Source organism: Micromonospora sp. NPDC005215 (assembly GCF_040607915.1).
Classification (GTDB): Bacteria; Actinomycetota; Actinomycetes; order Mycobacteriales; family Micromonosporaceae; genus Micromonospora.
The window spans coordinates 1-20,636 of the sequence record NZ_JBEXHQ010000019.1 but is presented as its reverse complement, the minus strand read 5'-3'; the positions used below and the strand labels follow the sequence as shown (position 1 = coordinate 20,636).

At 70.5% G+C, this 20,636-nt stretch carries 24 protein-coding genes; 11 read left to right on the top strand and 13 right to left on the bottom strand.

What is annotated here, in order from left to right:
* Positions 1-30: 30 nt before the first annotated feature.
* Positions 31-423 (bottom strand): hypothetical protein, encoded by a 393-nt coding sequence (locus tag ABZU25_RS16370; RefSeq protein ID WP_355030154.1) that lies wholly within the window; start codon positions 421-423, stop codon positions 31-33.
* Between the two features lie 141 nt (positions 424-564).
* Here ABZU25_RS16370 and ABZU25_RS16365 point away from each other — a divergent pair, with 141 nt between their 5' ends.
* The gene (locus ABZU25_RS16365) at positions 565-1,674 is read left to right on the top strand and encodes a winged helix DNA-binding domain-containing protein (RefSeq protein WP_355030153.1); all 1,110 of its coding nucleotides are present in this window, start codon (positions 565-567) and stop codon (positions 1,672-1,674) included.
* A gap of 127 nt (positions 1,675-1,801) precedes the next feature.
* Here ABZU25_RS16365 and malQ read toward each other — a convergent pair whose 3' ends face one another.
* The 5 genes from malQ to ABZU25_RS16340 all read right to left on the bottom strand — a co-directional run bounded on the left by malQ (position 1,802) and on the right by ABZU25_RS16340 (position 8,367).
* On the bottom strand, positions 1,802-3,847 hold the full coding sequence (gene malQ / locus ABZU25_RS16360; protein ID WP_355030152.1) for a 4-alpha-glucanotransferase: 2,046 nt from the start codon (positions 3,845-3,847) through the stop codon (positions 1,802-1,804).
* A gap of 199 nt (positions 3,848-4,046) precedes the next feature.
* Entirely contained in the window at positions 4,047-5,255 is a 1,209-nt protein-coding gene (gene ugpC, locus ABZU25_RS16355; protein ID WP_355030151.1) for a sn-glycerol-3-phosphate ABC transporter ATP-binding protein UgpC, read from the bottom strand.
* 10 nt (positions 5,256-5,265) lie between these two features.
* A complete protein-coding gene (locus ABZU25_RS16350) occupies positions 5,266-6,099 on the bottom strand; it encodes a carbohydrate ABC transporter permease (protein ID WP_355030150.1) in 834 nt (277 codons plus the stop codon).
* 1 nt (position 6,100) lies between these two features.
* Positions 6,101-7,084, bottom strand: a complete 984-nt coding sequence (locus tag ABZU25_RS16345) for a sugar ABC transporter permease (protein WP_355030149.1) — start codon at positions 7,082-7,084, stop codon at positions 6,101-6,103.
* Positions 7,081-8,367 carry an ABC transporter substrate-binding protein gene (locus ABZU25_RS16340; protein WP_355030148.1) on the bottom strand — a complete coding sequence of 429 codons (1,287 nt, stop codon included), beginning with the start codon at positions 8,365-8,367 and terminating at the stop codon, positions 7,081-7,083. The genes ABZU25_RS16345 and ABZU25_RS16340 overlap by 4 nt, the downstream gene beginning before the upstream one ends.
* A gap of 214 nt (positions 8,368-8,581) precedes the next feature.
* Here ABZU25_RS16340 and ABZU25_RS16335 point away from each other — a divergent pair, with 214 nt between their 5' ends.
* Together ABZU25_RS16335 and ABZU25_RS16330 are read left to right on the top strand one after the other, a co-directional pair.
* Entirely contained in the window at positions 8,582-8,959 is a 378-nt protein-coding gene (locus ABZU25_RS16335; protein WP_355030147.1) for a PadR family transcriptional regulator, read from the top strand.
* A 3-nt stretch (positions 8,960-8,962) separates the two neighbouring features.
* Positions 8,963-9,658, top strand: coding sequence for a hypothetical protein (locus tag ABZU25_RS16330; protein ID WP_355030146.1), 696 nt, complete (start codon positions 8,963-8,965; stop codon positions 9,656-9,658).
* 14 nt (positions 9,659-9,672) lie between these two features.
* Here ABZU25_RS16330 and ABZU25_RS16325 read toward each other — a convergent pair whose 3' ends face one another.
* Positions 9,673-9,924, bottom strand: coding sequence for a flavin reductase (locus ABZU25_RS16325; RefSeq protein WP_355030235.1), 252 nt, complete (start codon positions 9,922-9,924; stop codon positions 9,673-9,675).
* A 282-nt stretch (positions 9,925-10,206) separates the two neighbouring features.
* Between ABZU25_RS16325 and ABZU25_RS16320 the strand changes: the two genes are divergently transcribed.
* The 5 genes from ABZU25_RS16320 to ABZU25_RS16300 all read left to right on the top strand — a co-directional run bounded on the left by ABZU25_RS16320 (position 10,207) and on the right by ABZU25_RS16300 (position 12,836).
* Positions 10,207-11,007, top strand: a complete 801-nt coding sequence (locus ABZU25_RS16320) for a helix-turn-helix transcriptional regulator (protein WP_355030145.1) — start codon at positions 10,207-10,209, stop codon at positions 11,005-11,007.
* On the top strand, positions 11,001-11,183 hold the full coding sequence (locus tag ABZU25_RS16315; protein ID WP_355030234.1) for a DUF397 domain-containing protein: 183 nt from the start codon (positions 11,001-11,003) through the stop codon (positions 11,181-11,183). The genes ABZU25_RS16320 and ABZU25_RS16315 overlap by 7 nt, the downstream gene beginning before the upstream one ends.
* A gap of 13 nt (positions 11,184-11,196) precedes the next feature.
* Positions 11,197-11,898 carry a VOC family protein gene (locus tag ABZU25_RS16310; RefSeq protein WP_355030144.1) on the top strand — a complete coding sequence of 234 codons (702 nt, stop codon included), beginning with the start codon at positions 11,197-11,199 and terminating at the stop codon, positions 11,896-11,898.
* Between the two features lie 183 nt (positions 11,899-12,081).
* Positions 12,082-12,513, top strand: coding sequence for a hypothetical protein (locus ABZU25_RS16305; RefSeq protein ID WP_355030143.1), 432 nt, complete (start codon positions 12,082-12,084; stop codon positions 12,511-12,513).
* 47 nt (positions 12,514-12,560) lie between these two features.
* Positions 12,561-12,836 carry a hypothetical protein gene (locus ABZU25_RS16300; protein WP_355030142.1) on the top strand — a complete coding sequence of 92 codons (276 nt, stop codon included), beginning with the start codon at positions 12,561-12,563 and terminating at the stop codon, positions 12,834-12,836.
* Positions 12,837-12,860: 24 nt separating this feature from the next.
* On the opposite strand, the gene ABZU25_RS16295 is transcribed toward ABZU25_RS16300, so the two are convergent.
* Together ABZU25_RS16295 and ABZU25_RS16290 are read right to left on the bottom strand one after the other, a co-directional pair.
* Complete coding sequence (locus ABZU25_RS16295; RefSeq protein WP_355030141.1) at positions 12,861-13,646, bottom strand: L,D-transpeptidase family protein; 786 nt, start codon at positions 13,644-13,646, stop codon at positions 12,861-12,863.
* Between the two features lie 346 nt (positions 13,647-13,992).
* Positions 13,993-14,703 carry an HAD family hydrolase gene (locus ABZU25_RS16290; protein ID WP_355030140.1) on the bottom strand — a complete coding sequence of 237 codons (711 nt, stop codon included), beginning with the start codon at positions 14,701-14,703 and terminating at the stop codon, positions 13,993-13,995.
* A gap of 173 nt (positions 14,704-14,876) precedes the next feature.
* On the opposite strand from ABZU25_RS16290, the gene ABZU25_RS16285 reads away from it, so the two are divergent.
* Entirely contained in the window at positions 14,877-15,497 is a 621-nt protein-coding gene (locus tag ABZU25_RS16285; RefSeq protein ID WP_355030139.1) for a hypothetical protein, read from the top strand.
* A gap of 12 nt (positions 15,498-15,509) precedes the next feature.
* Here ABZU25_RS16285 and ABZU25_RS16280 read toward each other — a convergent pair whose 3' ends face one another.
* Positions 15,510-16,088 carry a TetR/AcrR family transcriptional regulator gene (locus tag ABZU25_RS16280; RefSeq protein ID WP_355030138.1) on the bottom strand — a complete coding sequence of 193 codons (579 nt, stop codon included), beginning with the start codon at positions 16,086-16,088 and terminating at the stop codon, positions 15,510-15,512.
* Between the two features lie 68 nt (positions 16,089-16,156).
* Positions 16,157-16,774, bottom strand: a complete 618-nt coding sequence (locus ABZU25_RS16275; RefSeq protein WP_355030137.1) for a TetR/AcrR family transcriptional regulator — start codon at positions 16,772-16,774, stop codon at positions 16,157-16,159.
* Between the two features lie 141 nt (positions 16,775-16,915).
* On the opposite strand from ABZU25_RS16275, the gene ABZU25_RS16270 reads away from it, so the two are divergent.
* Positions 16,916-18,118, top strand: a complete 1,203-nt coding sequence (locus ABZU25_RS16270) for a low temperature requirement protein A (protein WP_355030136.1) — start codon at positions 16,916-16,918, stop codon at positions 18,116-18,118.
* A gap of 132 nt (positions 18,119-18,250) precedes the next feature.
* On the opposite strand, the gene ABZU25_RS16265 is transcribed toward ABZU25_RS16270, so the two are convergent.
* Positions 18,251-18,718, bottom strand: a complete 468-nt coding sequence (locus ABZU25_RS16265) for a hypothetical protein (protein WP_355030135.1) — start codon at positions 18,716-18,718, stop codon at positions 18,251-18,253.
* A gap of 84 nt (positions 18,719-18,802) precedes the next feature.
* On the bottom strand, positions 18,803-19,582 hold the full coding sequence (locus tag ABZU25_RS16260; protein WP_355030134.1) for a hypothetical protein: 780 nt from the start codon (positions 19,580-19,582) through the stop codon (positions 18,803-18,805).
* A gap of 124 nt (positions 19,583-19,706) precedes the next feature.
* On the opposite strand from ABZU25_RS16260, the gene ABZU25_RS16255 reads away from it, so the two are divergent.
* A complete protein-coding gene (locus tag ABZU25_RS16255) occupies positions 19,707-20,363 on the top strand; it encodes an HAD family hydrolase (RefSeq protein ID WP_355030233.1) in 657 nt (218 codons plus the stop codon).
* Positions 20,364-20,636 lie beyond the last annotated feature (273 nt).

The window sequence follows — 20,636 nt, the reverse complement described above, 5'->3', positions numbered from 1 at the left end:
GCCGCAGAGGCATCGCGCTCACGGGCGTCGTCAGTCGAGCTTGTCGCGCAGCTTGTCGACCTGGGTCTGGAGCCGGTCCACCGCGTTCTCGTTGTTGACGAACGTGGAGATGCCCGCGGCCAGTCCGAGGCCGATCAGCACGGCCAGGATGCTCAGCACCAGCCCGCCGATCGACACGCCGCGACCGGTGACCCCGGGTCGGCGCGCCATCTTGAGGCCGACGATGCCGAGGATGATCCCGATGATGCCGAGCACCAGCCCCAACCAGGCAAGGATCGCCGTCAACACGCTGAAGAGACCGGCCACCCCGAACACCAGGGCGAAGGTGGCGGCAGCGCTCGTCTTCGCGCCCGCGTCCCCTCGATGGCCCCGGGATCCGGCCGGTGCGCCGGCACCCCGGGCCGGCTCGCTTGCGGCAGTCATGACAGTCCCCTTCTTGTGCACGCGGCGCGCGCGCACTTCCGGCGAGCCGCTTTCCCCCGACGACCGCCGTTACGCCTCCGATCAGCAGCATTGTCGGCGGCGGGCTCTAGGCTGGCCGTCCGGCAACGAAGGGACGGCCCGATGCCTGTCGACCTCAGCGCGGCCGACGCGTTGGCGCTGCGGATGACCAGCCTGCTGCTGCGCCCGCATCCGAGCACCCGACCCGCTGGCGTCGGCGAGGTGGTCGAGTGGTTCGGCGCGATGCAGGCACAGGACCTGGCCAGCGGGCTGTGGTCACTGGGCGCTCGGCTGCCCGGCCGGACCGTCGCGGACGTGCAGGCGGCCCTGGAGCGGCGCGAGGCGCTGCGCACCTGGCCGATGCGGGGCACCGTGCACCTCGTCCCACCCGCCGACGCCCGCTGGATGCTGGAGCTGACCGGCGTTCGCTCGCTGGCCGGCGCGGCGACCCGCCGGGCGCAGCTCGGGCTGACCGAGGCCGACGCGGATCGGGCGGTGGACGTCCTCGGCACGGCGTTGGCCGGCGGCGGCCGGCTCACCCGCGCAGAGTGCCTGGCGACCCTGCGCGAAGCCGGCCTGGGCACCGACGGTCAACGCGGTTACCACCTGCTCTGGTTCGCCAGTGTGCGCGGGGTGACCTGTGTGGCTCCGAACGTCGGCACCGAACAGACCTTCGCCCTGCTCGACGACTGGGCGCCCGACGCACGCCGGCTGGATCGCGACGAGGCGCTGGCAGTGCTCGCCCACCGCTACGTCCGCGGGCACGGGCCGGTCACCGCCCGCGAGTTCGCCGGCTGGACCGGCCTCACCCTGACCGACGCCCGGCGCGGGCTGGCCGCCGCCGGCGACGTGCTGAGCCCGGTCCGGGTGAACGGCGAGCCGATGCACGTCGACGCGGCGCTGGCCGACGCGCCGCGCGGCGCACCGGACGACGTGGTGGTGCTGCCCGGCTTCGACGAGTACCTGCTCGGTTACCGCGACCGCACGCTGATGCTCGACCCGGCGCACCAGGCGGCCGTGGTGCCGGGCAACAACGGCATCTTCCAGGCGACAGTGGTCCGCGCCGGTCGGGTGGTGGGCGTGTGGAAGCGCAAGGTGGGCCGGGCCGCGGTCACCATCACGATCCAGCCACTGACCCCGATGGCGGCCGGCGAGCGGGTCCGCGTCGAGCAGGCATTGCAGCGGTACGCCGATTACCTCGGACTCCCGCCCCGCTTCGACTGGCCGGCCTGAGCGCTGCTCGCCATCGACGAGCAGCGGACCCGACCCCGACCCGGCCTGACCGACCCCGACCCCGACCTGGCCTGACCGACGCCGACCCGGCCCGGCCTGGTCTGGTCTGGTCTGGTCCGGTCGGGCGTCAGTCCTCGGTTGGGCGCGCCGATTGCGGGTCACCCGATCGTGGGCGCGCCGGCCGTGCGTCACCCGATCGTGGACGCGCCGTGTTGAGCAGGTCGACGACCCGGGCCACCCGGGGGTCCGCGCGGATCTGCGCCACGGTGGCCGGTAGCGGCAACCGCCAGTTCGGATATTCGTCGACAGTGCCCGGCAGGTTGGGCTGGCGCACCTCGCCCAGCACGTCGTAGAGGGAGACGCCGAGCAGCCGGGCCGGGCTTGCCGCGAGCGCGGCGTGCATCGCCACCACCACCTCGCCGTCGTCAGATGTCGCGGCCGGGCCGGATGTCGCCGCCGGGTCGGGCAGTGTCGCATCGGGCAGCAGGCGCTCGGTCCGCAACATCGTGAGCAGGCGCTCCCGGTCGGCGACGGCGCGGGCCCGCTCCACCGCCACGTCGGTGTCGAGCAGCTTCAGCTTGTCGCGTACCCGCACATGCTCGCCGGTGAGGAAGCCCGGTGCGGTCGGCAGGTCGTGGGTGGAGATCGTGGCGAGAGCGTTGCGCGGCCATCGGGCCGGTGGGACGAAGTCACCCTCGTCGTCGCGCGCGAACCACAGCACCGTCGAGCCGAGCATGTTGCGCCCGCGCAGCCCTCGGGTCACCGCGGGTTGGACGGTGCCGAGATCCTCACCGACCACCACCGCGCCGGCCCGCTGCGCCTCCAGTGCGAGGATGCCGAGCATCGCCTCGGCGTCGTAGCGGACATAGGTGCCCTCGGCCGCCCCGCCGCCCGGCGGCACCCACCACAGCCGCCACAGGCCGGCGACGTGGTCGACCCGCAGGCCGCCCGCGTGCCGCAGGGTCCGGCGCAGCATGTCCCGGTACGCCGCGTACCCGGTCGCGGCGAGCCGGTCCGGGCGCCACGCGGCGAGCCCCCAGTCCTGCCCGAGCTGGTTGAAGTCGTCGGGCGGGGCCCCGACCCGCACGCCCTGGGCCAGCACGTCGGCGAGCTGCCAGCCGTCCGCGCCGCCCGGGTCGATGCCGACGGCCAGGTCGTGCACCACGCCGACCGGCATCCCGGCGGCGCGGGCCGCCGCCGTGACGGCATCGAGCTGTTCGTCGCACAGGTGTTGCAGCCAGGCGTGGAAGGCCACCCGGTCGGCGAGCTGACGGCGCTGCGCGGCGACCGCCGGGGCGTCCGGGTGGTGCAGCTCCGCCGGCCAGGCCCGCCAGTCGTTGCCGTGTCGCTCGGCCAGGGCGCACCAGGTGGCGAAGCTCGCCAACGCCGGGTCCGCGGCGAGGTCGACCGGCTGGGCGTACGGGTGCAGCAGCTCCAGGGCGTGCCGCTTGGCCGTCCACACCTCGTCGTAGTCGATCAGGTCACCACGGTCGGGGCGCAGGGCGTCGACCACGGCCCGGGTCGCCGGGTCCGCCGCCCGGTACGCGGCAATGTCGCTCACTCGCAGGTAGAGCGGGTTGACGAAGCGTCGGCTGGCGGGCGAGTAGGGGGATGCGGCGACCGGGTGCGCGGGCCCGACCGCGTGCAGCGGGTTGAGCAGCACCAGGCCCGCACCGGTGGCACCGGCCCAGCGGGTGAATTCGGCGAGGTCGCCGAGATCTCCCATGCCCCACGAGCGTTCCGAGGTGAGCGCGTAGAGCTGGAGCAGCCAACCCCAGGTGCGTGGCGGCACCGGCAGCCGGCGGGGCACCACCACCAGTGTCACCTCCCGGCCGGCGCAGGCCAGCCGGTGCCAGCCCAGCGGCAGGTCTTTCGGCAGCTCGCTGTCGACGGCGCGCCGGCCGCCGTCCTCCAGGGTCACCATCCCCGGGCCGGGCAGTGCCCGGGTGACGCCGTGGGTGAGCACTACCGTCTCCGGCAGCGCACTCCGGTCGACCGCGCGAGCGGCGGCGAGACCGTCGGCGATGGCGGCGGGGCTGGTGGCGTCCACGCCGAGCAGGCCGAGCACACCCACCACGGTCTCCGGTGCGACCTCGACGCGGCGGTGCCGCCAGTCCTCGTACCAGGTGGACACGCCGTGCGCCTTGGCCAGCGCGGCCAGTCGTCGGTCCATCCCGCCCCCCGCCTCACGATGCGACCTTCGACCACCTTGCCACGACCGGCGGCGCGGCGCAGGACACGGACGGGGGCCGGCGGGTTCACCCGCCGACCCCATCGTCAAGATCGCGCAAATTCCTGGTTGCGGTGGCATCCCGCGCGGTCCGACACCACTGCACAAGTGATCGAGCGCGATCGTGGTGCCGGGTTCGTTGTCAGTCGGCGAGCGCGCCGGCAGCCCGCCCCTCGCGCAGGGTCAGGTTGCGGCCGGTGGCCGGGTCGAACAGGTGGATCTTCTCCAGGTTGAACCAGACCCGGCGCGACTGTCCCTCGGCCACCGGCGACTCCGCGGACAGCCGGGTCACCAGGTTGCCGCCGCCACCGGCGAAGTCGGCGGCACCGGCGTCGGCGGCCAACTCCTCCAGCTCGGCGGCGCTGGCCTTCTCGCCCTCCACTGTGAAGTAGACGTACTTGTCCGAGCCCATCGACTCGACGATGTCGACCGGCGCCTCGAACTCCATGCCCCGGCGGCGGGTGTCGTCGTCGACCAGTTCGGCGTCCTCGAAGTGCTCGGGGCGGATGCCGAGGATCAGCTCCCGGGGTGCGTCGGCGGCCTCCAGTTCACGGCGGACCCGGTCGCCGAGCGGCACGTCACCCAGCGCGGTGTGCAGCCCGCCGTCCTGTACGGCGGCGTGCAGGAAGTTCATCGACGGGGAGCCGATGAAGCCGGCCACGAAGAGGTTGCGGGGGTGGTCGTAGAGCTCCTGCGGTGGGCCGACCTGCTGCACCGCGCCGCCGCGCATGATCACCACCCGATCGCCGAGGGTCATGGCCTCGGTCTGGTCGTGGGTGACGTAGACGGTGGTCGTGCCGAGCTGCTTCTGCAACCGGGACACGACAGTGCGCATCTGCACCCGCAGCTTGGCGTCGAGGTTGGACAGCGGCTCGTCCATCAGGAACGCCTTGGGCTGGCGGACGATCGCCCGGCCCATCGCCACCCGCTGGCGCTGCCCGCCGGAGAGGTTGGCCGGCTTGCGGTCCAGCAGTGCGGTCAGCTCCAGCACCTTGGCCGCCTCGTCGACCTTCTGGTTGATGGTCTCCTTGTTCAGCTTCGCCAGCCGCAGCGGGAACGCCATGTTCTCCCGCACTGTCATGTTCGGGTACAGGGCGTAGGACTGGAAGACCATGGCGATGTCCCGGTCCTTGGGAGCCTTGTCGTTGACCCGCTGTCCGGCGATGCGCAGCTCGCCGGAGCTGATGTCCTCCAGACCGGCGATCATGTTGAGGGTGGTGGACTTGCCGCAGCCCGAGGGGCCGACCAGGATCACGAACTCGCCGTCGGCGATCTCCAGGTCGACGTCCTGCACGGCGACGGTCCCGTCCGGGAAACTCTTGCTCACCTTGTCGAGCACGATGTCAGCCATGACTACTCACCTATCCCTTGACTGCGCCGGAGGTCAGACCGGACACGATGCGGCGCTGGAAGAAGAGGACGAACAGGATGATCGGAACGGTGATCACGACGGCGGCGGCGCAGATCGCCCCGGTGGGGTCCTCGAACTGTGACGCGCCGGTGAAGAACGACAGCGCGGCCGGCACCGTGCGGGACCGCTCGGTGGAGGTCAGCGAGATGGCGAACAGGAAGTCGTTCCAGCAGAAGATGAACACCAGGATCGCCGTGGTGAACAAGCCGGGCGCGGCCAGCGGGGCGATCACCCGGCGGAACGCCTGGGCCTGCGTGGCGCCGTCCATCTTGGCCGCCTTCTCCAGGTCCCACGGGATCTGCTTGAAGAACGCCGACAGCGTGTAGATCGCCAGCGGCAGCGCGAAGGTGATGTACGGCAGGATCAGGCCGGGCCAGGTGTCGAAGATCTTGAGCTGACGCTCGATCTCGAACAGGGGGGACACCAGCGACACCTGCGGGAACATCGCGATCAGCAGGGAGACGCCGACCAGCAGCTTCTTGCCGGGGAAGTCCAGGCGGCTGATCGCGTACGCGGCCATCGCACCGAGCACCACCGCGATCAGCGTGGCGATCAGGGCGATGCCGATCGAGTTGACAAGCGCCCGGACGAACTGGTCGGTGTCGAAGATCGTCCGGTAGTTGTCAAGCGTCCACTCCCGCGGGATGAAGTTCCCGTCGGTGAGGGTGGCCGGCGTCTTGAACGACAGCGACGCGATCCACAGCACCGGGATGAGCGCGAAGGCGACCACGAGGACGTCCAGCAGCCCCCAGCGCAGCTTCGCCCGGGTGGTTTCGACAGCCATGTCAGCGCCTCTCCCCGTCGTCGCTGCCGGGGGCAGCGGTGCCGAACAGCTTCACGAAGATGAACGCGATGATCGCCACGGTGATGAAGATCAGCACCGACATCGTCGAGCCGATGCCGAGGTTCAGGCCCCGGATCAGGTTGTTGTAGGCGAGCATCGACACCGATGAGGTCTCGTTGCCCCCGGCGGTCAGCACGAAGATGTTGTCGAAGACGCGGAAGGCGTCCAGGGTGCGGAACAGCAGCGCGACAAGGATCGCCGGCTTCATCACCGGCAGCATCACCTTTGTGAACTTCTGCCAGGCGCTCGCGCCGTCGGTGGACGCCGCCTTGAGCAGGTCCTCCGGCACCAGCGCCAGCCCGGCCATCAGCAGCAGCGCCATGAACGGGGTGGTCTTCCAGATCTCCGCGAGCATGATGATCGCCAGCGAGCTGGCCCGCTCGGTAAGCGGCGCGCCGTCGCTGAACAGGTCGGCCAGGTAGCCGGTGCCGGGCGTCCAGGCGTACCGCCAGGAGAACGCCGCGACCACTGTGACGATCCCGTACGGGATGAGCGCCGAGGTGCGGACCAGGCCGCGGCCGACCAGGGTGCGGTGCATGATGATCGCCAGGCCCATGCCGAGCACCAGCTCGACGACCACGGTGACCACCGTGATCAGCGCGGTCACCCCGAACGCGGTCCACCAGAACTCGTTGGTGAGCACCGTGACGTAGTTGTCCAGCCCGATGAACTGACGCTCGTCGGGGAACCGCAGGTCGAAGCGCTGCAACGACAGCCAGACCGAGTAGATGATCGGGTACGCGGTCACCGCGACCATCACCAGCGCGGCGGGTGCGCAGAGCAGCCAGCCGAGCCTGCGTTCGGCCTTCTTGTTCTCGCTCAGTGGCGGCTTACGGCGACCACCGCGTTGGGTGGGTACGGCGGCGGGCGCGCGGGTCTCCTCCGCGGCGACGTCCGCGCCGGTCGGCGTGGCGTTGATGCTCACGGCAGGACCCCCTTCGACTGGAGGGCATCGGCGATGGCGTCGCGCAGCTCGTCGGCGGTCTGCTGCGGCCGGATCCCCGACGGCGGCGACAGGATCGCCGACATCACTGTGGAGATGCTCTGGTACGCCGGCGTCAGGGGACGGGTCGCCGGTTCCTTCAGCTCTTCCAGGATGGTGTCCTTCATCGGGTACGCCTCGGTCATCTCCGGGTCGTCGAAGACCGCCTCGATGGTGGGCGGTACACCGTCCTTGATGGCGGAGAACTTCTGGTGCTCGGCGCTGCGGATGCACCGGGCCGCCTCGTAGGACATCTCCGGGTGCTTGGAGTACGAGCTGACCGCCAGGTTGACCCCGCCGATGGTGACCTTGCTGGGGGTGCCCTCGTCGATGCCGGGGATCCGAGCCCAGCCGACCTGCTTGGCCAGGTCCGGGTTGGCCTCCTGAAGGGCCGGGTAGACGAACGGCCAGTTCACCTGGAACGCGCCCGAACCGGACTGGAACTCCAGCCGGACCGGGTCCTCGGTGGCGTTGCTGAACGACGGCGAGGTCACGCCCGACGTGGCGAACTTCTTCAGCTGCTCCAACGCCCGGACCGTGCCGTCGTCCATCACGGCCTGCGTGCCGTCGTCGTTGAGGATCTTTCCTCCGGCGCTCTCGGCGAGGGTGTTGTAGAGGACGACCAGGCCCTCGTACTGGGCGCCCATGGTGAGCACCTGGTACGGCTTGCCCTGCTCCTTGAGCTGCTGGGCCGCGCTGATCATCTGGTCCCAGGTGGTCGGCGGTTGCGGCACCAGGTCCTTGCGGTACCAGAGCAACTGGACGTTTGTGTTCTTCGGCGCGGCGTACAACTTGTCCTCGTAGCGGGCGGTGGCCAGTGGCCCGGCGAGGGTGCCCTGCTCGACCTCGGCCTTGTCCTGGCCGCTCCACTCACGGATCCAGTCGGCGCTGGCGAACTCCTGGGTCCAGGTCACGTCCAGCCCGAGCAGGTCCATTCCGCTGTCCTCGGCGGCCAGCCGGCGCACCATCTGCACCCGCTGGTCGTCGGCCTGGCGGGGCAGCACCTGGTAGGCGATCTCGTACCGCCCCTGTGCCTGCGCGTTGCAGTCGTCGACGACCTTTTGCAGGTTCTGCTCGGGCGGGTAGTACAGGTTGATCGTCGGTGGGCCACCGTCGTCGCCCGCGCCGCACGCGGCGAGCGGTGCGACAAGCGCCAACGCGGCGGCCGCCGCGCCCAGCCGAACAATCGGCCGGCGTCGGTGTCGTGCCGTTTCGGGGTCCGTCATAGCCCTCCCCCTTCCCTCGGCGAAAGACCGGGGAGGGCGTCCGTGCCCCGGCGCACGGCGAGCCATGTCGAGGCCGACGAGCTGCGAAAACGCCCCGGCCCGGATGCTCTGTGCGGCTACTCTGCCCCACCTGCGAAGTCGCGAAACCTGGCTGACACAGTGGAAGCTCGTACCGGTATATCGCGACGCCAACTAGTAAGCTAGTATGTGTCGCATGGTAGCGGCGGAGAGCCAGTCCATTGACGACAACGACCGGCAGACCCAACTTCTGCGGGGCGCGCTGGACATGTGCCTGCTGGCACTGCTGGCGCGCGAGCCCGCGCACGGCTACGAGCTGGTGCGGCGGATGGAGACGGCCGGCTTCGGCGCCATCAGCTACGGCACCATCTATCCCCTGCTGACGCGGATGCGCCGACTCGGCCTCGTCGCTCACGAACAGCAGGCCAGTCCGACCGGCCCGCCCCGAAAGGTCTACGCGCTGACGGGGCCCGGTCGGATCCACCTGGACGCCTGGCAGAAACAGTGGGACCGCTTCACCGGCACCGTCGACGCCGTTCTCCGCCCGCTCGACCACCACCCCACGAGGAGCTGACCCATGGACACCATCGACCGCCTTCTGGGCGAAGCCGACCAGGCGTGGCGCGGGTACGGGGTCGGCTCGGCCGATCGGGCGACACTCGCCGCGGACCTGCGCCTCGACCTGCGGGCCGCGGCTGCCGACGGGGGCGATCCCGCGCAGTTGATCGGCAGTGACGTGGCCGGCTTCGCGCGACGGCTTGCCGACGAGGCTGGCGTCCGACGGGTGCGCGAGGACTACGGTCGCATCCTCGGCACCGCACTGATCGGCGCGATGCTCGGTGCGGTGCTCGGCTACGGCCTCCTGATGGCGGCCTTCCCGGTATTCGTCCGCATGATCGATATCCCCCGCTCGATCGACGTGCCGATCCAGCTCGCCTTCGCCGTCTACTACGGCGTACCGGGCGCCGTGGTCGCTGCGGGAGCGGTCGTCGCGGTGCGGACCCGGCTTCGCGACCTGCCCGAGATCCGGCGGACGGCTCGGATGATGAGCGTGCTCGTCCCGGTGGCCGGCATCGTCATCACGCCGATCACCGTCGGCTTCTCCTGGGCCACCGGCTACAGCTTGGCACCGGCGGTGGTGGTCGCGGAGATCGCCATGGTCCTGGCCGCGCTCGGGGGCGCCACGGTGCTGGCACGTCGCCTGTCACTACGCGAGGGCCGGACCGCCTCCGACACCTCGCCCCCGGACACCACCAGAGTCAAACCCGCCTGACGGTACGAGCAACGTCAGCCCCGGGCTCTCGCCCAGGAGAGGAAGCGCTCGGTCATCCTGGCCGGCGGGTGGTCCGGGTGGAGCTGGGTGAGCTGGCCCGTCGCCTCGTTCATGAGGGTGCCGAGGTAGATGAGCAGCGCTGTTCTGCTGGTCCGGTACTCCGACAGCAGGGCGAGCTTGGCCGGCTGGCAGGGCCAGTCCCGGCCGCAGCTCCGGCACCGCCAGAGCGGACGCATGGCGACGTGCGGGACGGGCGGCCGGACCATGATCACCGCCACCTCGTTCCGTCTTGGTGGTCTGTCGGGCTCAACACATCGACCTCCTCGGGGGCGGGGAAGGGGTCGCTCCCGCAAGGGGGAGACGGGAGCGACCCCGGGGGCAGAGCCCACCGCCGCCTGTTCCGGCCACCAGCGGACCCGCCACTGGTGACAGTTTGCGAGCAGCCGACTACGGTCGACACGTGCTCGCGGCATCCGTGCAGCTCAGCCGCACAGTCGAGCAGCCGTGCGGGACACGCCGATCCACAGTGAGCGAAGGTTGGGGATTCGATGGGGACCGTCACCGACTACGTGTTGGAGGAGCTGCGCCTGTTCCGCACCGGGCTCGGGCTCAGTCAGGACGACTTCGGCAGGGGCATCGGCTATTCAGGCTCACACGTCAGCTCGGTGGAGACCGGCGGACGAGCGCCCACGAAGGAGTACATGCGGGCGATTGACACTCACCACCCGACCGCTGGGCGCTTCCAGCGCATGCTGGAGAGGTTGGCCCGGCTCGACGCCGAGCCGGCCTGGCTGCGCGAGTGGATCGAGTTCGAGCGGGAGGCGACCACGCTGCGCTGGTTCGAGTTGGCGTACGTGCCGGGTCTGCTCCAGACCGAGCGGTACGCGCGGGCCACACTGGCCGGTGGTCGGTTCGACGCCGACGATGTGGACCGGATCGTCGCCTCCCGGCTGGAGCGGCAGGCGATCCTGCAACGCCCGCGCCCGCCGCAGCTCATCGCCGTCCTGGACGAGGCGGTGCTGCGCCGGCCGGTGCTCGACCAGCCGGGGCTCATGGTCGAGCAGTGCGAGCACCTGGTCCAGTTGGCGACGGCGGAGCATATCCAGGTGCACATCGTGCCGGTGGATGCTGGGATGTACCTGGGGTTGGGCGGGCAGTTCATCATCGCCGAGATGCCCGACGGTGAGCGCGTGACCTATGCGGACAACCAACTCACGGCGCAGATCGTCGATGCGCCGACCGACATCGCTAAGCTGGCGAAGACGTGGGAGATCGTGCGGAACGAGGCGCTCCCCCGCCGGCAGTCAACCGAGCTGATCAAGGAAGTGGCGAAGTCATGGACATGCTGACCCCCCAGTGGCGGAAGTCGACAAGGTCCGGCGGCAACGGCGGAGCCTGCGTCGAGGTCGCCGACAACCTGCCGACCGTGGTGCTGGTGCGCGACACCAAGGACCGCGACGGCGGCACCCTGCGCGTCGACCCGGCGGCCTGGAAGGCGTTCGTCGGGTACGCCAAGCAGCACTGAGCCCCACCGACACATGATCGCGCGCTTCAAGGATCTCTGTCTGGACGCCGCCGACCCGCTCGCCCTCGGGGCCTTCTGGGCTCGGATGCTCAACGGTGACGTGGCCGACGCCGGCGACGACGACACGCGGGTGGACCCCCGCTCGGCGCGCTCGAACGCCGAATCGATCTGGGTGAACAAGGTGCCCGAACCGCGGGTCGGCAAGACCCGCGTACACCTGGATCTGCGGTTGGCCGACGCGGACCCGGCGGCGCTGCTCGCGGCCGGCGCACGGCTGGTCCGGGAGCCGGCCGGCGAGGCCACCTGGTGGGTGCTGACCGACCCGGAGGGCAACGAGTTCTGCGCGTTCGCGGCTCGCGAGGGCACCGGGCCGGGCCCGTTCGAGCTGGTCGTCGACGCGGCCGACCCGGTCGCACAGGCGACCTGGTGGGCCGGCGCGCTCGGCGGCACCATCGAGGACGAGTCGACCCACGCGGCGGTCAGCGGCGCGGCCGGGTTCCCCTGGGACTACTGGGTCTTCGCCGGGGTGCCCGAGCCCAAGACGGTCAAGAACCGGCTGCACTGGGACGTCGACCTGGTCGACCCCGCGCCCACGGCGCTGATCGACGCGGGCGCGACACTGCTGCGGGAGCCACAGGCCGACGCCCGCTGGTGGGTGCTGGCCGACCCGGAGGGCAACGAGTTCTGCGCCTTTTCGCCGCACCCCATCGGGTGACTGGCCGACTACCGGGGGCGGGCGGCGTCGGCTAGCGTTTTCCTCACGCCGCAGCCAGCGCGCTCGCCGCCGCCGTCGACACGCTCCGGCCGACCCCCTGCCTGCCCGATCGGTTGGTAATCGCGGGAACGTCCCACCGCCGCTCCCCCGGTTCGGCAGGATCGTCCCAACGAGGAGGTGCTCGTGCAGGACACCCGCGCTCTCGCCCTGACATTCGAAGTGAGCGGCCTGCCACCGGTCAAGACCGAAGCGTTGTCCATCTTCGCCGCCGGGCATCGGCAGGCGACGAGGGTCCGCACCCTACTTCAGGCCGCCCTCACGGCGGCTCAGCGCACCGGCTGGACGCCGTTGCCCGGGCCGATCGAGGTGGAGCTGGTCCTGCGGTGCCCGCCCGGGCACCGCACGGGCGACGCCAGCACCCTGCTCGGCGGCGTCTGCGCGGTGTTGCAGGACAAGAAGCGGGTGTCGTCCATCGGCCTCACCCACCTCGGTGTGCTTGTGGACGTCGCGCTCTACCACGACGACCGGCAGATCCGCCGGCTGTCGTATCAGGAGAAGCCGGCCGAGGACTTCTCGTACCAGGTGCGGGTCGCCGCCGTACCGGACGGGGTTTGACCGACGACCGCGGTGGGGTATCGCGGACGCCGACGAAGGGAGCACCGATGTCGGAGCCACATGTCACGCTCGACCCACGCGGGCTCGACCCTGTGCAGCAGAAGCTGCGGGGCCCGCTGGAGGAGCAGTTGACCTCGGCGCTTCAGGCGGCCACCGACCGGATCCGCGCCGGCTACGGCGGCGAGCCGGTCGAGCAGGTCTGCCAGCGACTGTTGGAGGAGACCCGCTCCGGGTTGCATCCCGACATCGCGGCCAGGTTCAACCCGGACATGGACGAGTTCTGCCGGGTGGCGGTGGCGATCGTCCGGGGCGAGACCTCCTGAGGCCAGACCCCGCCGCGGCGCTTGTCAGTATCGGTCGAGCTGGTCGTACGGGCTGAGCACGATGCGCGGCGACAGTGCCGGGTCCAGCCAGTTGAGCACGCCGACCAGGTGGTCGTGGGCGAGCGAGACGCAGCCGGCCGTGGCATTGCCGGCGCTGACCCTGAACTGGTGCAGGAAGATGCCGCTGCCCGCGTTGGGGATCGGGGTCGGCACGTTCGGTGGCATGTTGTAGGTGAGCACCGCGAAGTGCGTGTACGACGGGACTTCCTGCCACAGCGCCTCGCTGGCCCCACCCGGGTTGGTCGAGGTGTGCTGGAAGGTGTTGTAGAGCGGGGACGACGGGTTCTCGTTCCACCAGTCGCCGCTGACCAACTGGTGGTAGGGGTATCGCACTCCCGGGTTGGCGGCGATGCCGTACATGGTGGGACCGATCGAGTAGACACCGGTGGGGGTGGTCGGCACGCCCTCCACGTGGTTGTCGCTGAATCCCCTGGAGCCGAGGCGGGCGGGCAACGCCGCCGAGGCCGGCTGCCAGCGGCCCCTGATCCGCGCGTACGCCTCAAGCGTGGCGTAGGTGGTGGCGTAGCTGGCGGCGCCGACGACGATGACCTGCCGAGTCTGCGTCGGCAGGGTGGTCAACCGGGCGGCCAGGTTGCGGCGCGGGGTGCTCGGTCCGGTGCGGCGGGGCAACGGCGCGGTGCCCCAGGGCGGCGTCGGCCGGGTCGCGCCGAGCGCGGGGGCCGTCGGGGCGAGCAGGGCCGGTGCCGCCAGACCCGCGACAGCGCCGAACAGGAGGGCTCTGCGGTTCATCAGGTCATCCTGACAGTCCAACCGGCGCACGGTCTGCCCCACGCGCCGGGTCCAACTGATCAGTGGCCGGGTCAGGGCCGGGTCCGCAACTACCCGGCCCTGACGTTCGGCCGTCCGGATGGGAGCGGACAGCTCCGGCACTCAGCTCCACGGTGCCAGCCGCCGAACACCGGCGCGCTCCCGGCAGACACCCCGAAGGCCGTGAGCGCCGGGCCAGGTTAGGTCGACCCGGACCGGGCGGACAAGCCGTGCCGGGCGACCGACGGCGCGACTGATCTCAGGGTGAAAATCAGACAAGCCGGCGTAACGCGACCATGATCGCTGACGCTGTTGGCTTTCGGCACCCTCAGAAGTGCCGCAGCAGGTCGCGGAACGCGGCGAGCCGCAACACCCCGGCGTCGGTGGGGTCCAGTTCGTCGTGCTCCAACACCCACGTGTTCTCGTTCGGGATGAAGACCGCGTTCAACCCGGCCGCGCGGGCCGGCAGGATGTCCGACTTCGGGGAGTTGCCGATCATCCAGGCGCGGGCCGGATCAAGGCGGTGTTCCCGGACCAGCCACCGGTACGTCTCGACGTCCTTCTCGGCGACGATGTGCGCGGCCCGGAAGTGGTGCAGCAGCCCGCAGGCGTCCAGCTTGCGCTGCTGATCCGCCTTGTCGCCCTTGGTGAGCAGCAGCAGCTCGTGCCGGCCGGCCAGCTCGTCGAGCGCGTCGGCCACCCCGGGCATCAGCTCCACCTGGTGCTCGACGAGCGCTACCGCCAGGCGCTCGATCTCCTGGCGCTCGGAGTCGGTGGCCGGCCGCTCGCGCAGCCGCTCCAGGCACTCCGCCAGACTGCGCAGGAAGACCTTGCTGCCGTACCCGTGCGCCACCGTGTTGGCTCGCTCGATGTCGTCGAGGATCAGCCGGATCTCGGTGCGATCCAACGTGGGGTGGTCGAGCCACTCCAGAAAGTCGTCGATCACCTGCTCGAAGACGACGTTGTTCTCCCACAACGTGTCGTCCGCATCGAAGATCAGCACCTGCGCCTGTCGCCGCGCCACCGCGCCGTCCGTCATACCGTTCCCTCCCCGTGACGTCACCGCCCAGTCGAAGGGACAGGATAGGCGGGAGATCGGCTGTGGATTTCGGACTTTTTCGTGAACCGTCTCGGCGTGGCGTTCGTCCGGGGAGGGGGAGCAGCGAAATCTTGGTGGCCGAGAGGTGCGGGACAGCTCATGAGGAGTACGACGTGATCACGATGAAGTGGGTTGCCGGCGCGGCGCTGCTGGCGTGCACCGGCGCGCTGGTGGCGTGCGGAGGCGACGCCGACAAGGCGCCGACGACCACGGCAGGCACACCGACGCCCCCGGCGGCGACACTCTCATCGTCGTCGGCTCCGGCAGTCGCGACCGACTCCCTGCTGTCCGGCAAGCGCGAGATCACGATGGCGCGGGTGCAGGGTTCCGGGGACGCACTGGAACTCAGCGGTCGGCTTGAGGAGGGCGGCGACACCGGCGGACGCGTCCTGTTCGTTCCGACGCCGATCGGCGGCGACCGGTACGTGATCAAGGCTTTCGGCACGAAGGACGATCACCCGGCCAACGACGAGCCGTCCTGCTGGCAGGTGAACGGTCTGGACATCGAGCCCGAGCTGACCATCGAGGCCGCCGTCTGCGACGTGGACAACCCGATACAGCGGTTCACCATCGTCGCCAAGGGCGCCGGCACGTACGCGATCGGCAGTGAGACCCGGTTCCTTCAGCACGCCGCCGGTAACGGTCTGATCCTCAAGGAGTTGGGTAACGCGCCGCTGGGCAGCACGTTCCGGTTCGTCGACAGGGGGCCGGCCGACCGCAAGCCCGTCAACTGACCAGGCTGCCCGTCACGGCCACCGCAGCAACCGCTGGGCGATCAACACCTCCCGTTCCTCCTGCCCCTCGGGTCGGAGCCGACCGCCCCGGGTGAGCATCACCACGCCGTGCAGCAGGCTCCAACCCACCTCGGCGAGGGTGTCCGGGTCACGCCCCTCGGCCAGCGGGGTCAGGGCCGCGCGCAGCTCGGCGAAGACCGCCCGCGGCGCGGCCGGGACGCCATCGACGCCGAGGCCCAGGTCGGGGGTCAGCGCGAGCATCGCGTCATAGACCTCCGGATTCGTGTACGCGAAGTCGAGGTACGCGGTCGCGACCGCCGGCCAGACCCCCTCGGCGCTGCCGGTTGCCTCCGCGTGCGCCTCCGCCAGATCGGCGGCCAGGTCGGCGAAGGCGCAGACGGCCACGGCGGCGAGGAGCGCGTCAAGATCCGCGAATTGCCGGTAGAGGTCGCCGACGTCGATGTCGGCCCGCTCGGCGAGTCGTCGGGTGCTCACCCCCGCCCAGCCCTCCGCCTCGGCCAGCTCGCGTGCGACAGTGACGATGAGGTCACGCCGGTCCTGTTCGGTGGCCTTCTCGGCAGGTCCGGGCACGCAGTTGAGCGTAAGGGCGGACACCGACCGCAGTCGCGTCGTGACGGATTGGCGACTGTATGGGCCGGTCAGACCAACAATGCCAGCCGGTTGATGAGGGCCTCCCGCAGGTTGGGGGGCCAGGGAAACAGCGGCGTCGCCACCTGGAGTTGAGCGAACCCGTGCAGCCCCACCAAGAGCGCCGTCGCGTCGGCGAAGGGATCCGCGCTGGTCGAGAGCCCTTTCGCGGCACACTCGGCGACGGTGCGATGGATGACCTCGAAGGCTCCCATGCCGAGCACGGCGAGGTCGTCCGCCAACGCCGGCGTCCGATCGCGGGCCTGGCTGGCATCCCAGACCGCCCCGAACATCAGCCGGTACCGGTGCGGCTGGCGCTCGGCGAAGGTCAGGTAGGCCGCACTGACCGCCCGCAGCCGCTCGGCCGGATCCGGGTCGTCCGGCCCGGCCAACGCCTGCTCCAGGGCGGCGAACGCGCGCTGGGCGACCACCAGCAGAATCGAGTCCAGGTCCGGGAAGTGCGCATAGATCGACGGCGCCGAGATGCTGGCCTCCCGGGCCACCGCCCGCAGCGTCACGCTCTGCGGGTCACCACCGTCCAGCAGCTTGCCGGCGGCGCTGACGATCTCTTCGCGCAACTGGGCGCCTTCGCCGCGCTTGTTGCGAGCCCGCGTTCTCGGTGTGGTCACCGCATAACCTTACAACCGTAAGGCGAACGGGTCGATTCCTTCGTTCCCACGTGCCACCGCCGACCGTCGCTCGTTAGGTGAGGGGATCACCACGACGGGAGGGCACGTGGTCGTTCGACGGCACCGGCCCGTGGCGGACGGATGAGCGATCAGCGCGAGGAAGGGCTGGTGCGCAGCGCCGCCAGTCGGCAACGAGCGACCTTTCTGGAACTCTTCCTCGACCTGGTCTTCGTCTTCGCCCTCACCCGGATCTCGGCGCGGGTGATCAGCGACTTCACCGACGGCCAGCGGGGCGTGTACGCGGGCCTCGGGCAGGCCCTGCTGCTGTTCCTGGCGCTCTGGGCGGTCTGGTCGTTGACCGCCTGGTCGACAAGTTGGCTGGACCCGGAGGCGTCGATCGTCCAGATCGTCATCGTGATGACAGTGGTCGGCGCCATGACGATGGCGGTCGCGGTGCCCGACGGCTTCGGCGCGCGGGCACCGCTGTTCGCCATCACCTACGTGAGCCTGCAGATCGGCCGGGTGGTCTACTTCCACCTCGCCGGGCACGGCCGACCGGATCCCCGGCAATCCATCCGGGTCCTGTTCTGGCTCGGCATGAGCGCGCCGCTCTGGGTCATCGGTGCTCTGGCCGCCGAGGGAAGCGTCCGGGGGCCACTCTGGACCGCCGCCGTGCTGATCGACTACGCCGGCCTGTTCCTCGGCTGGCCGACGCCGCGACTCGGCGCGCGACGGCTCGGCGTCCGGGCGATCGCGGCCGAGCACCTGGCCGAGCGGTACCAACAGTTCCTGCTCATCGCCCTCGGTGAGGCGATCTTCGTCATCGGGCTGGCGTTCAGCGGCAGCGAATTCCACGCCGACCAGACGGGCGGCTTCCTCCTCGCCCTGGGGACCACCGTCCTGCTGTGGCGGACCTACTTCCACGTCGCGGGAGGATTGCTGGACGCCGCCATCAGCCAATCGCGCGACGCCACTCGACTCGCCACCGACATGGCATTCACCCACCTGATCATGATCGCGGGAATCGTGCTGACCGGCGTCGGCTTCGAACTGGTCATCACCGAGCCACTCCGGCACCTCCCCGCGGCCTGGCTCATCGCCATCCTCGGTGGCCCGGCGCTCTTCCTCGCCGGGCGAACGGCCCTCGAATACCAGGTCTTCGCCCGGGTCTCCCGCTCCCGGACGGCTGGCCTGTTGGCCCTCGGCCTGCTGGTGCCGGTGACGCCGCACCTCAATCCGCTCAACGCCGGCGTCGCCACCGCCGTGGTGCTGCTCGCAGTGGTTGGCGCGGACTCCCGACGGTCACGTCGGCGCGCACCGGAGATGCCCACCCCGCCCTACTAGGACCTGTTTCACGAGGGCGGTCGAGCCGAGGCGGAGTCCGAGCGGCGTCTACCGTGCCCTGGGCTTCGCACCCACTGCCGCTCGGACGCTGCGGCTGACCACTGTCGATCAGCCACGTCGACCTTGAGCGGGTCAGGGCTCGCTGATCGTCTTGATGCCATGCGTCCGGAGCAGCGCCGGCATCGGGTCGGCGAGGTGTGCGCGTCTCGGTCGCCAGATGCGTGCCACGTTGACTGACGCATTGGGCCCCGGTACGTCGTAGGGGCCGCCGCGGGGATAGACCACCAGGGAACTCCCCCACATCCCGGCATCCTGCCAGCCCATCCGCTCGATCTCAGACCACGCGTACGAGCGCCGCAAGCCGCCCCGATCCCGCACCAGCAGCCCGGTGTCGTCAGCCAACACCGCGTTGCGCCAGTGGACGAACGCAAGGACTATCGACCCGGCACTGAGCACCAACCCGCCCCAGCCGACCCAGTCGAACAGCACCGCACCGACGATCAGCCCGATCACGACCGCGACCGGCACCGCGACGGCGGGCCAGACCCGCGACCGCCCGAGTACGAGCACCTCACCCACCGGCTCAGCCGACTCCCCCATGGACGATCACGATAGTGAATGAGCGACACGTTCGCCGCCGTCGACGCAGCGCCGGTAAAGCTGGGCAGGGCGCGCGTCAGCGGGCTACCGGCGATCCGAGGGCGAGGGCAGACAGAGGCCTGGCTCGCCGCCCTGAGGGACGTAGGTAGGCATCGACGGCTGCAATGCTCGGCTGCAGATTGTGCACCACTGGTCCAACTCGCCGACCGCGCTGAGGTGTCCGAGCACGCCGGACAACCCAGGTCTCGTTCGGGAGAAACAGCGCAACACCCAGTTGTCCCTCCCGGCGGGCCAGCCATGGAGCCAGAGGTGTGCGGCCACCTCGCCGTCATACCACCAACGGTCGGCCGGGCCGGTGGCCTCGGGCACCTCGGGGACACCGCTCAGGGTGATCGTCGGCGAGACCAGGGTGGCGGTCTCGTAGGTGAGCGTGACGTGCGGCCAGAGCCGCACCTCCTCCAGGAGCGCGTGCTTCTCCAGCCGCTGCTCCACGGCGCGGTCGATCAGCCGGTACGGCCACTCGCCCGGGGCCATGGCGGTCCGTCCGTCGAGCAGGACATCGACACCCCACGTCCAGGCCCCGTCGACGGCTGCCGGGAACATCCACCCAAATTCGGAGATCCAGCGGAAGTACGCCTCACCCTCCAGGCCGTACTCCATGTGGTTGCCGTCTGTCTTGAGTCGGTAGGCGAGCCCGCCATATCGCTCCTCGAACGCGACGGCGACCGCGACCAGCTCGTCGGGCACCACGGCCAGCGGCCCGTCCGGTCCATCCGCGCTCGCCAACCGCCGGATCTGCTCGACCGGGGTGCTCGGCCACCGCTCCCCGTGCGTGCCGAGGAAGCCGGCCACCCTGGCTGACACCGCCGGATCGTCAAGTACATGCACCGGCAAACGGTACGACGTGAGTGCCATTCCCGCGTCCCGTGTCCACAAGCGACGACTGCGGCTACGCTCCACCGACAACACGACCGTGACCGGGGGCGCAGTGATCAACGCGGTTTTCTTCGATGTTGGCGGAACGATTCTCGACGAGTCACGCGAGTTCGCGACCTGGGCCGACTGGTTCGGTGTGCCACGGCACACGCTCTCGGCGGTCCTCGGCGCGGTGATCGCCCGAGGACTGGACTACCAGGAGACGTTCCGGGCCTTCCGGCCCGACTTCGACCTCGACACCGAGCTTGAGCGCCGGGCCGCCGCCGGCAAGTCAGAGTCGTTCGGCGAGGAGGATCTCTACCCCGACGCACGGCAATGCCTGACCGCCCTCAAGGAGCAGGGCCTGCTCGTGGGCCTGGCCGGAAACCAGCCAGCGCACGCCGAGGCGACCCTCCGCGCACTCGACCTCCCCGTGGACGTGATCGGCACGTCGCACGGTTGGGGGGTGGCCAAGCCGTCACCGGCCTTCTTCGAGCGGGTCGTCCGCGCCGGCGGCGGCGACGCGTCGTCGATCCTGTACGTCGGCGATCGGCCCGACAACGACGTACGCCCGGCCCAGGAGATCGGTATGCGGACGTGCCTGATCCGGCGCGGCCCCTGGGGTCACATCCTCGACCTTCCCGACGTGGCCGCGCAGTGCCTCTTCCGCATCGACTCGCTGGACGAACTTCCGAGCCTGGTCGCAAAGCACAACGCGGCAAGCGGTTAAGGCCGAACCACCGGACGAGAGCAGAAGCAACACCTCCCCGACCTCCCCGCGCCACGGACATCGCGCCGCAGCAGCGTCGGCGGCCCGTGCCCGTGCCCGTGCCCCCAAGATCTGCGCAGTTTCCCTGATGTTGCTGCCTCCCGGCCGCCGGAGGCAGCAACATCAGGGAAGTTGCGCGGATCTTGGCGGGGCGCACAGCGCGGGGCGCGGCACGAACATGGCGAGGAGGGGGTGGGTGGTGGGGTTGAGGCCGAGGGTGTGGGGGTTGGTGTG

What these genes read in the sequence shown, in the direction of transcription:
- ABZU25_RS16370 (WP_355030154.1), bottom strand. Translation starts at nt 423, where the DNA reads ATGACTGCCGCAAGCGAGCCGGCCCGGGGTGCCGGCGCACCGGCCGGA.
- ABZU25_RS16365 (WP_355030153.1), top strand. Translation starts at nt 565, where the DNA reads ATGCCTGTCGACCTCAGCGCGGCCGACGCGTTGGCGCTGCGGATGACC.
- malQ (WP_355030152.1), bottom strand. Translation starts at nt 3,847, where the DNA reads ATGGACCGACGACTGGCCGCGCTGGCCAAGGCGCACGGCGTGTCCACC.
- ugpC (WP_355030151.1), bottom strand. Translation starts at nt 5,255, where the DNA reads ATGGCTGACATCGTGCTCGACAAGGTGAGCAAGAGTTTCCCGGACGGG.
- ABZU25_RS16350 (WP_355030150.1), bottom strand. Translation starts at nt 6,099, where the DNA reads ATGGCTGTCGAAACCACCCGGGCGAAGCTGCGCTGGGGGCTGCTGGAC.
- ABZU25_RS16340 (WP_355030148.1), bottom strand. Translation starts at nt 8,367, where the DNA reads ATGACGGACCCCGAAACGGCACGACACCGACGCCGGCCGATTGTTCGG.
- ABZU25_RS16335 (WP_355030147.1), top strand. Translation starts at nt 8,582, where the DNA reads ATGGTAGCGGCGGAGAGCCAGTCCATTGACGACAACGACCGGCAGACC.
- ABZU25_RS16330 (WP_355030146.1), top strand. Translation starts at nt 8,963, where the DNA reads ATGGACACCATCGACCGCCTTCTGGGCGAAGCCGACCAGGCGTGGCGC.
- ABZU25_RS16325 (WP_355030235.1), bottom strand. Translation starts at nt 9,924, where the DNA reads ATGGTCCGGCCGCCCGTCCCGCACGTCGCCATGCGTCCGCTCTGGCGG.
- ABZU25_RS16320 (WP_355030145.1), top strand. Translation starts at nt 10,207, where the DNA reads ATGGGGACCGTCACCGACTACGTGTTGGAGGAGCTGCGCCTGTTCCGC.
- ABZU25_RS16315 (WP_355030234.1), top strand. Translation starts at nt 11,001, where the DNA reads ATGCTGACCCCCCAGTGGCGGAAGTCGACAAGGTCCGGCGGCAACGGC.
- ABZU25_RS16310 (WP_355030144.1), top strand. Translation starts at nt 11,197, where the DNA reads ATGATCGCGCGCTTCAAGGATCTCTGTCTGGACGCCGCCGACCCGCTC.
- ABZU25_RS16300 (WP_355030142.1), top strand. Translation starts at nt 12,561, where the DNA reads ATGTCGGAGCCACATGTCACGCTCGACCCACGCGGGCTCGACCCTGTG.
- ABZU25_RS16295 (WP_355030141.1), bottom strand. Translation starts at nt 13,646, where the DNA reads ATGAACCGCAGAGCCCTCCTGTTCGGCGCTGTCGCGGGTCTGGCGGCA.
- ABZU25_RS16290 (WP_355030140.1), bottom strand. Translation starts at nt 14,703, where the DNA reads ATGACGGACGGCGCGGTGGCGCGGCGACAGGCGCAGGTGCTGATCTTC.
- ABZU25_RS16270 (WP_355030136.1), top strand. Translation starts at nt 16,916, where the DNA reads ATGAGCGATCAGCGCGAGGAAGGGCTGGTGCGCAGCGCCGCCAGTCGG.
- ABZU25_RS16265 (WP_355030135.1), bottom strand. Translation starts at nt 18,718, where the DNA reads ATGGGGGAGTCGGCTGAGCCGGTGGGTGAGGTGCTCGTACTCGGGCGG.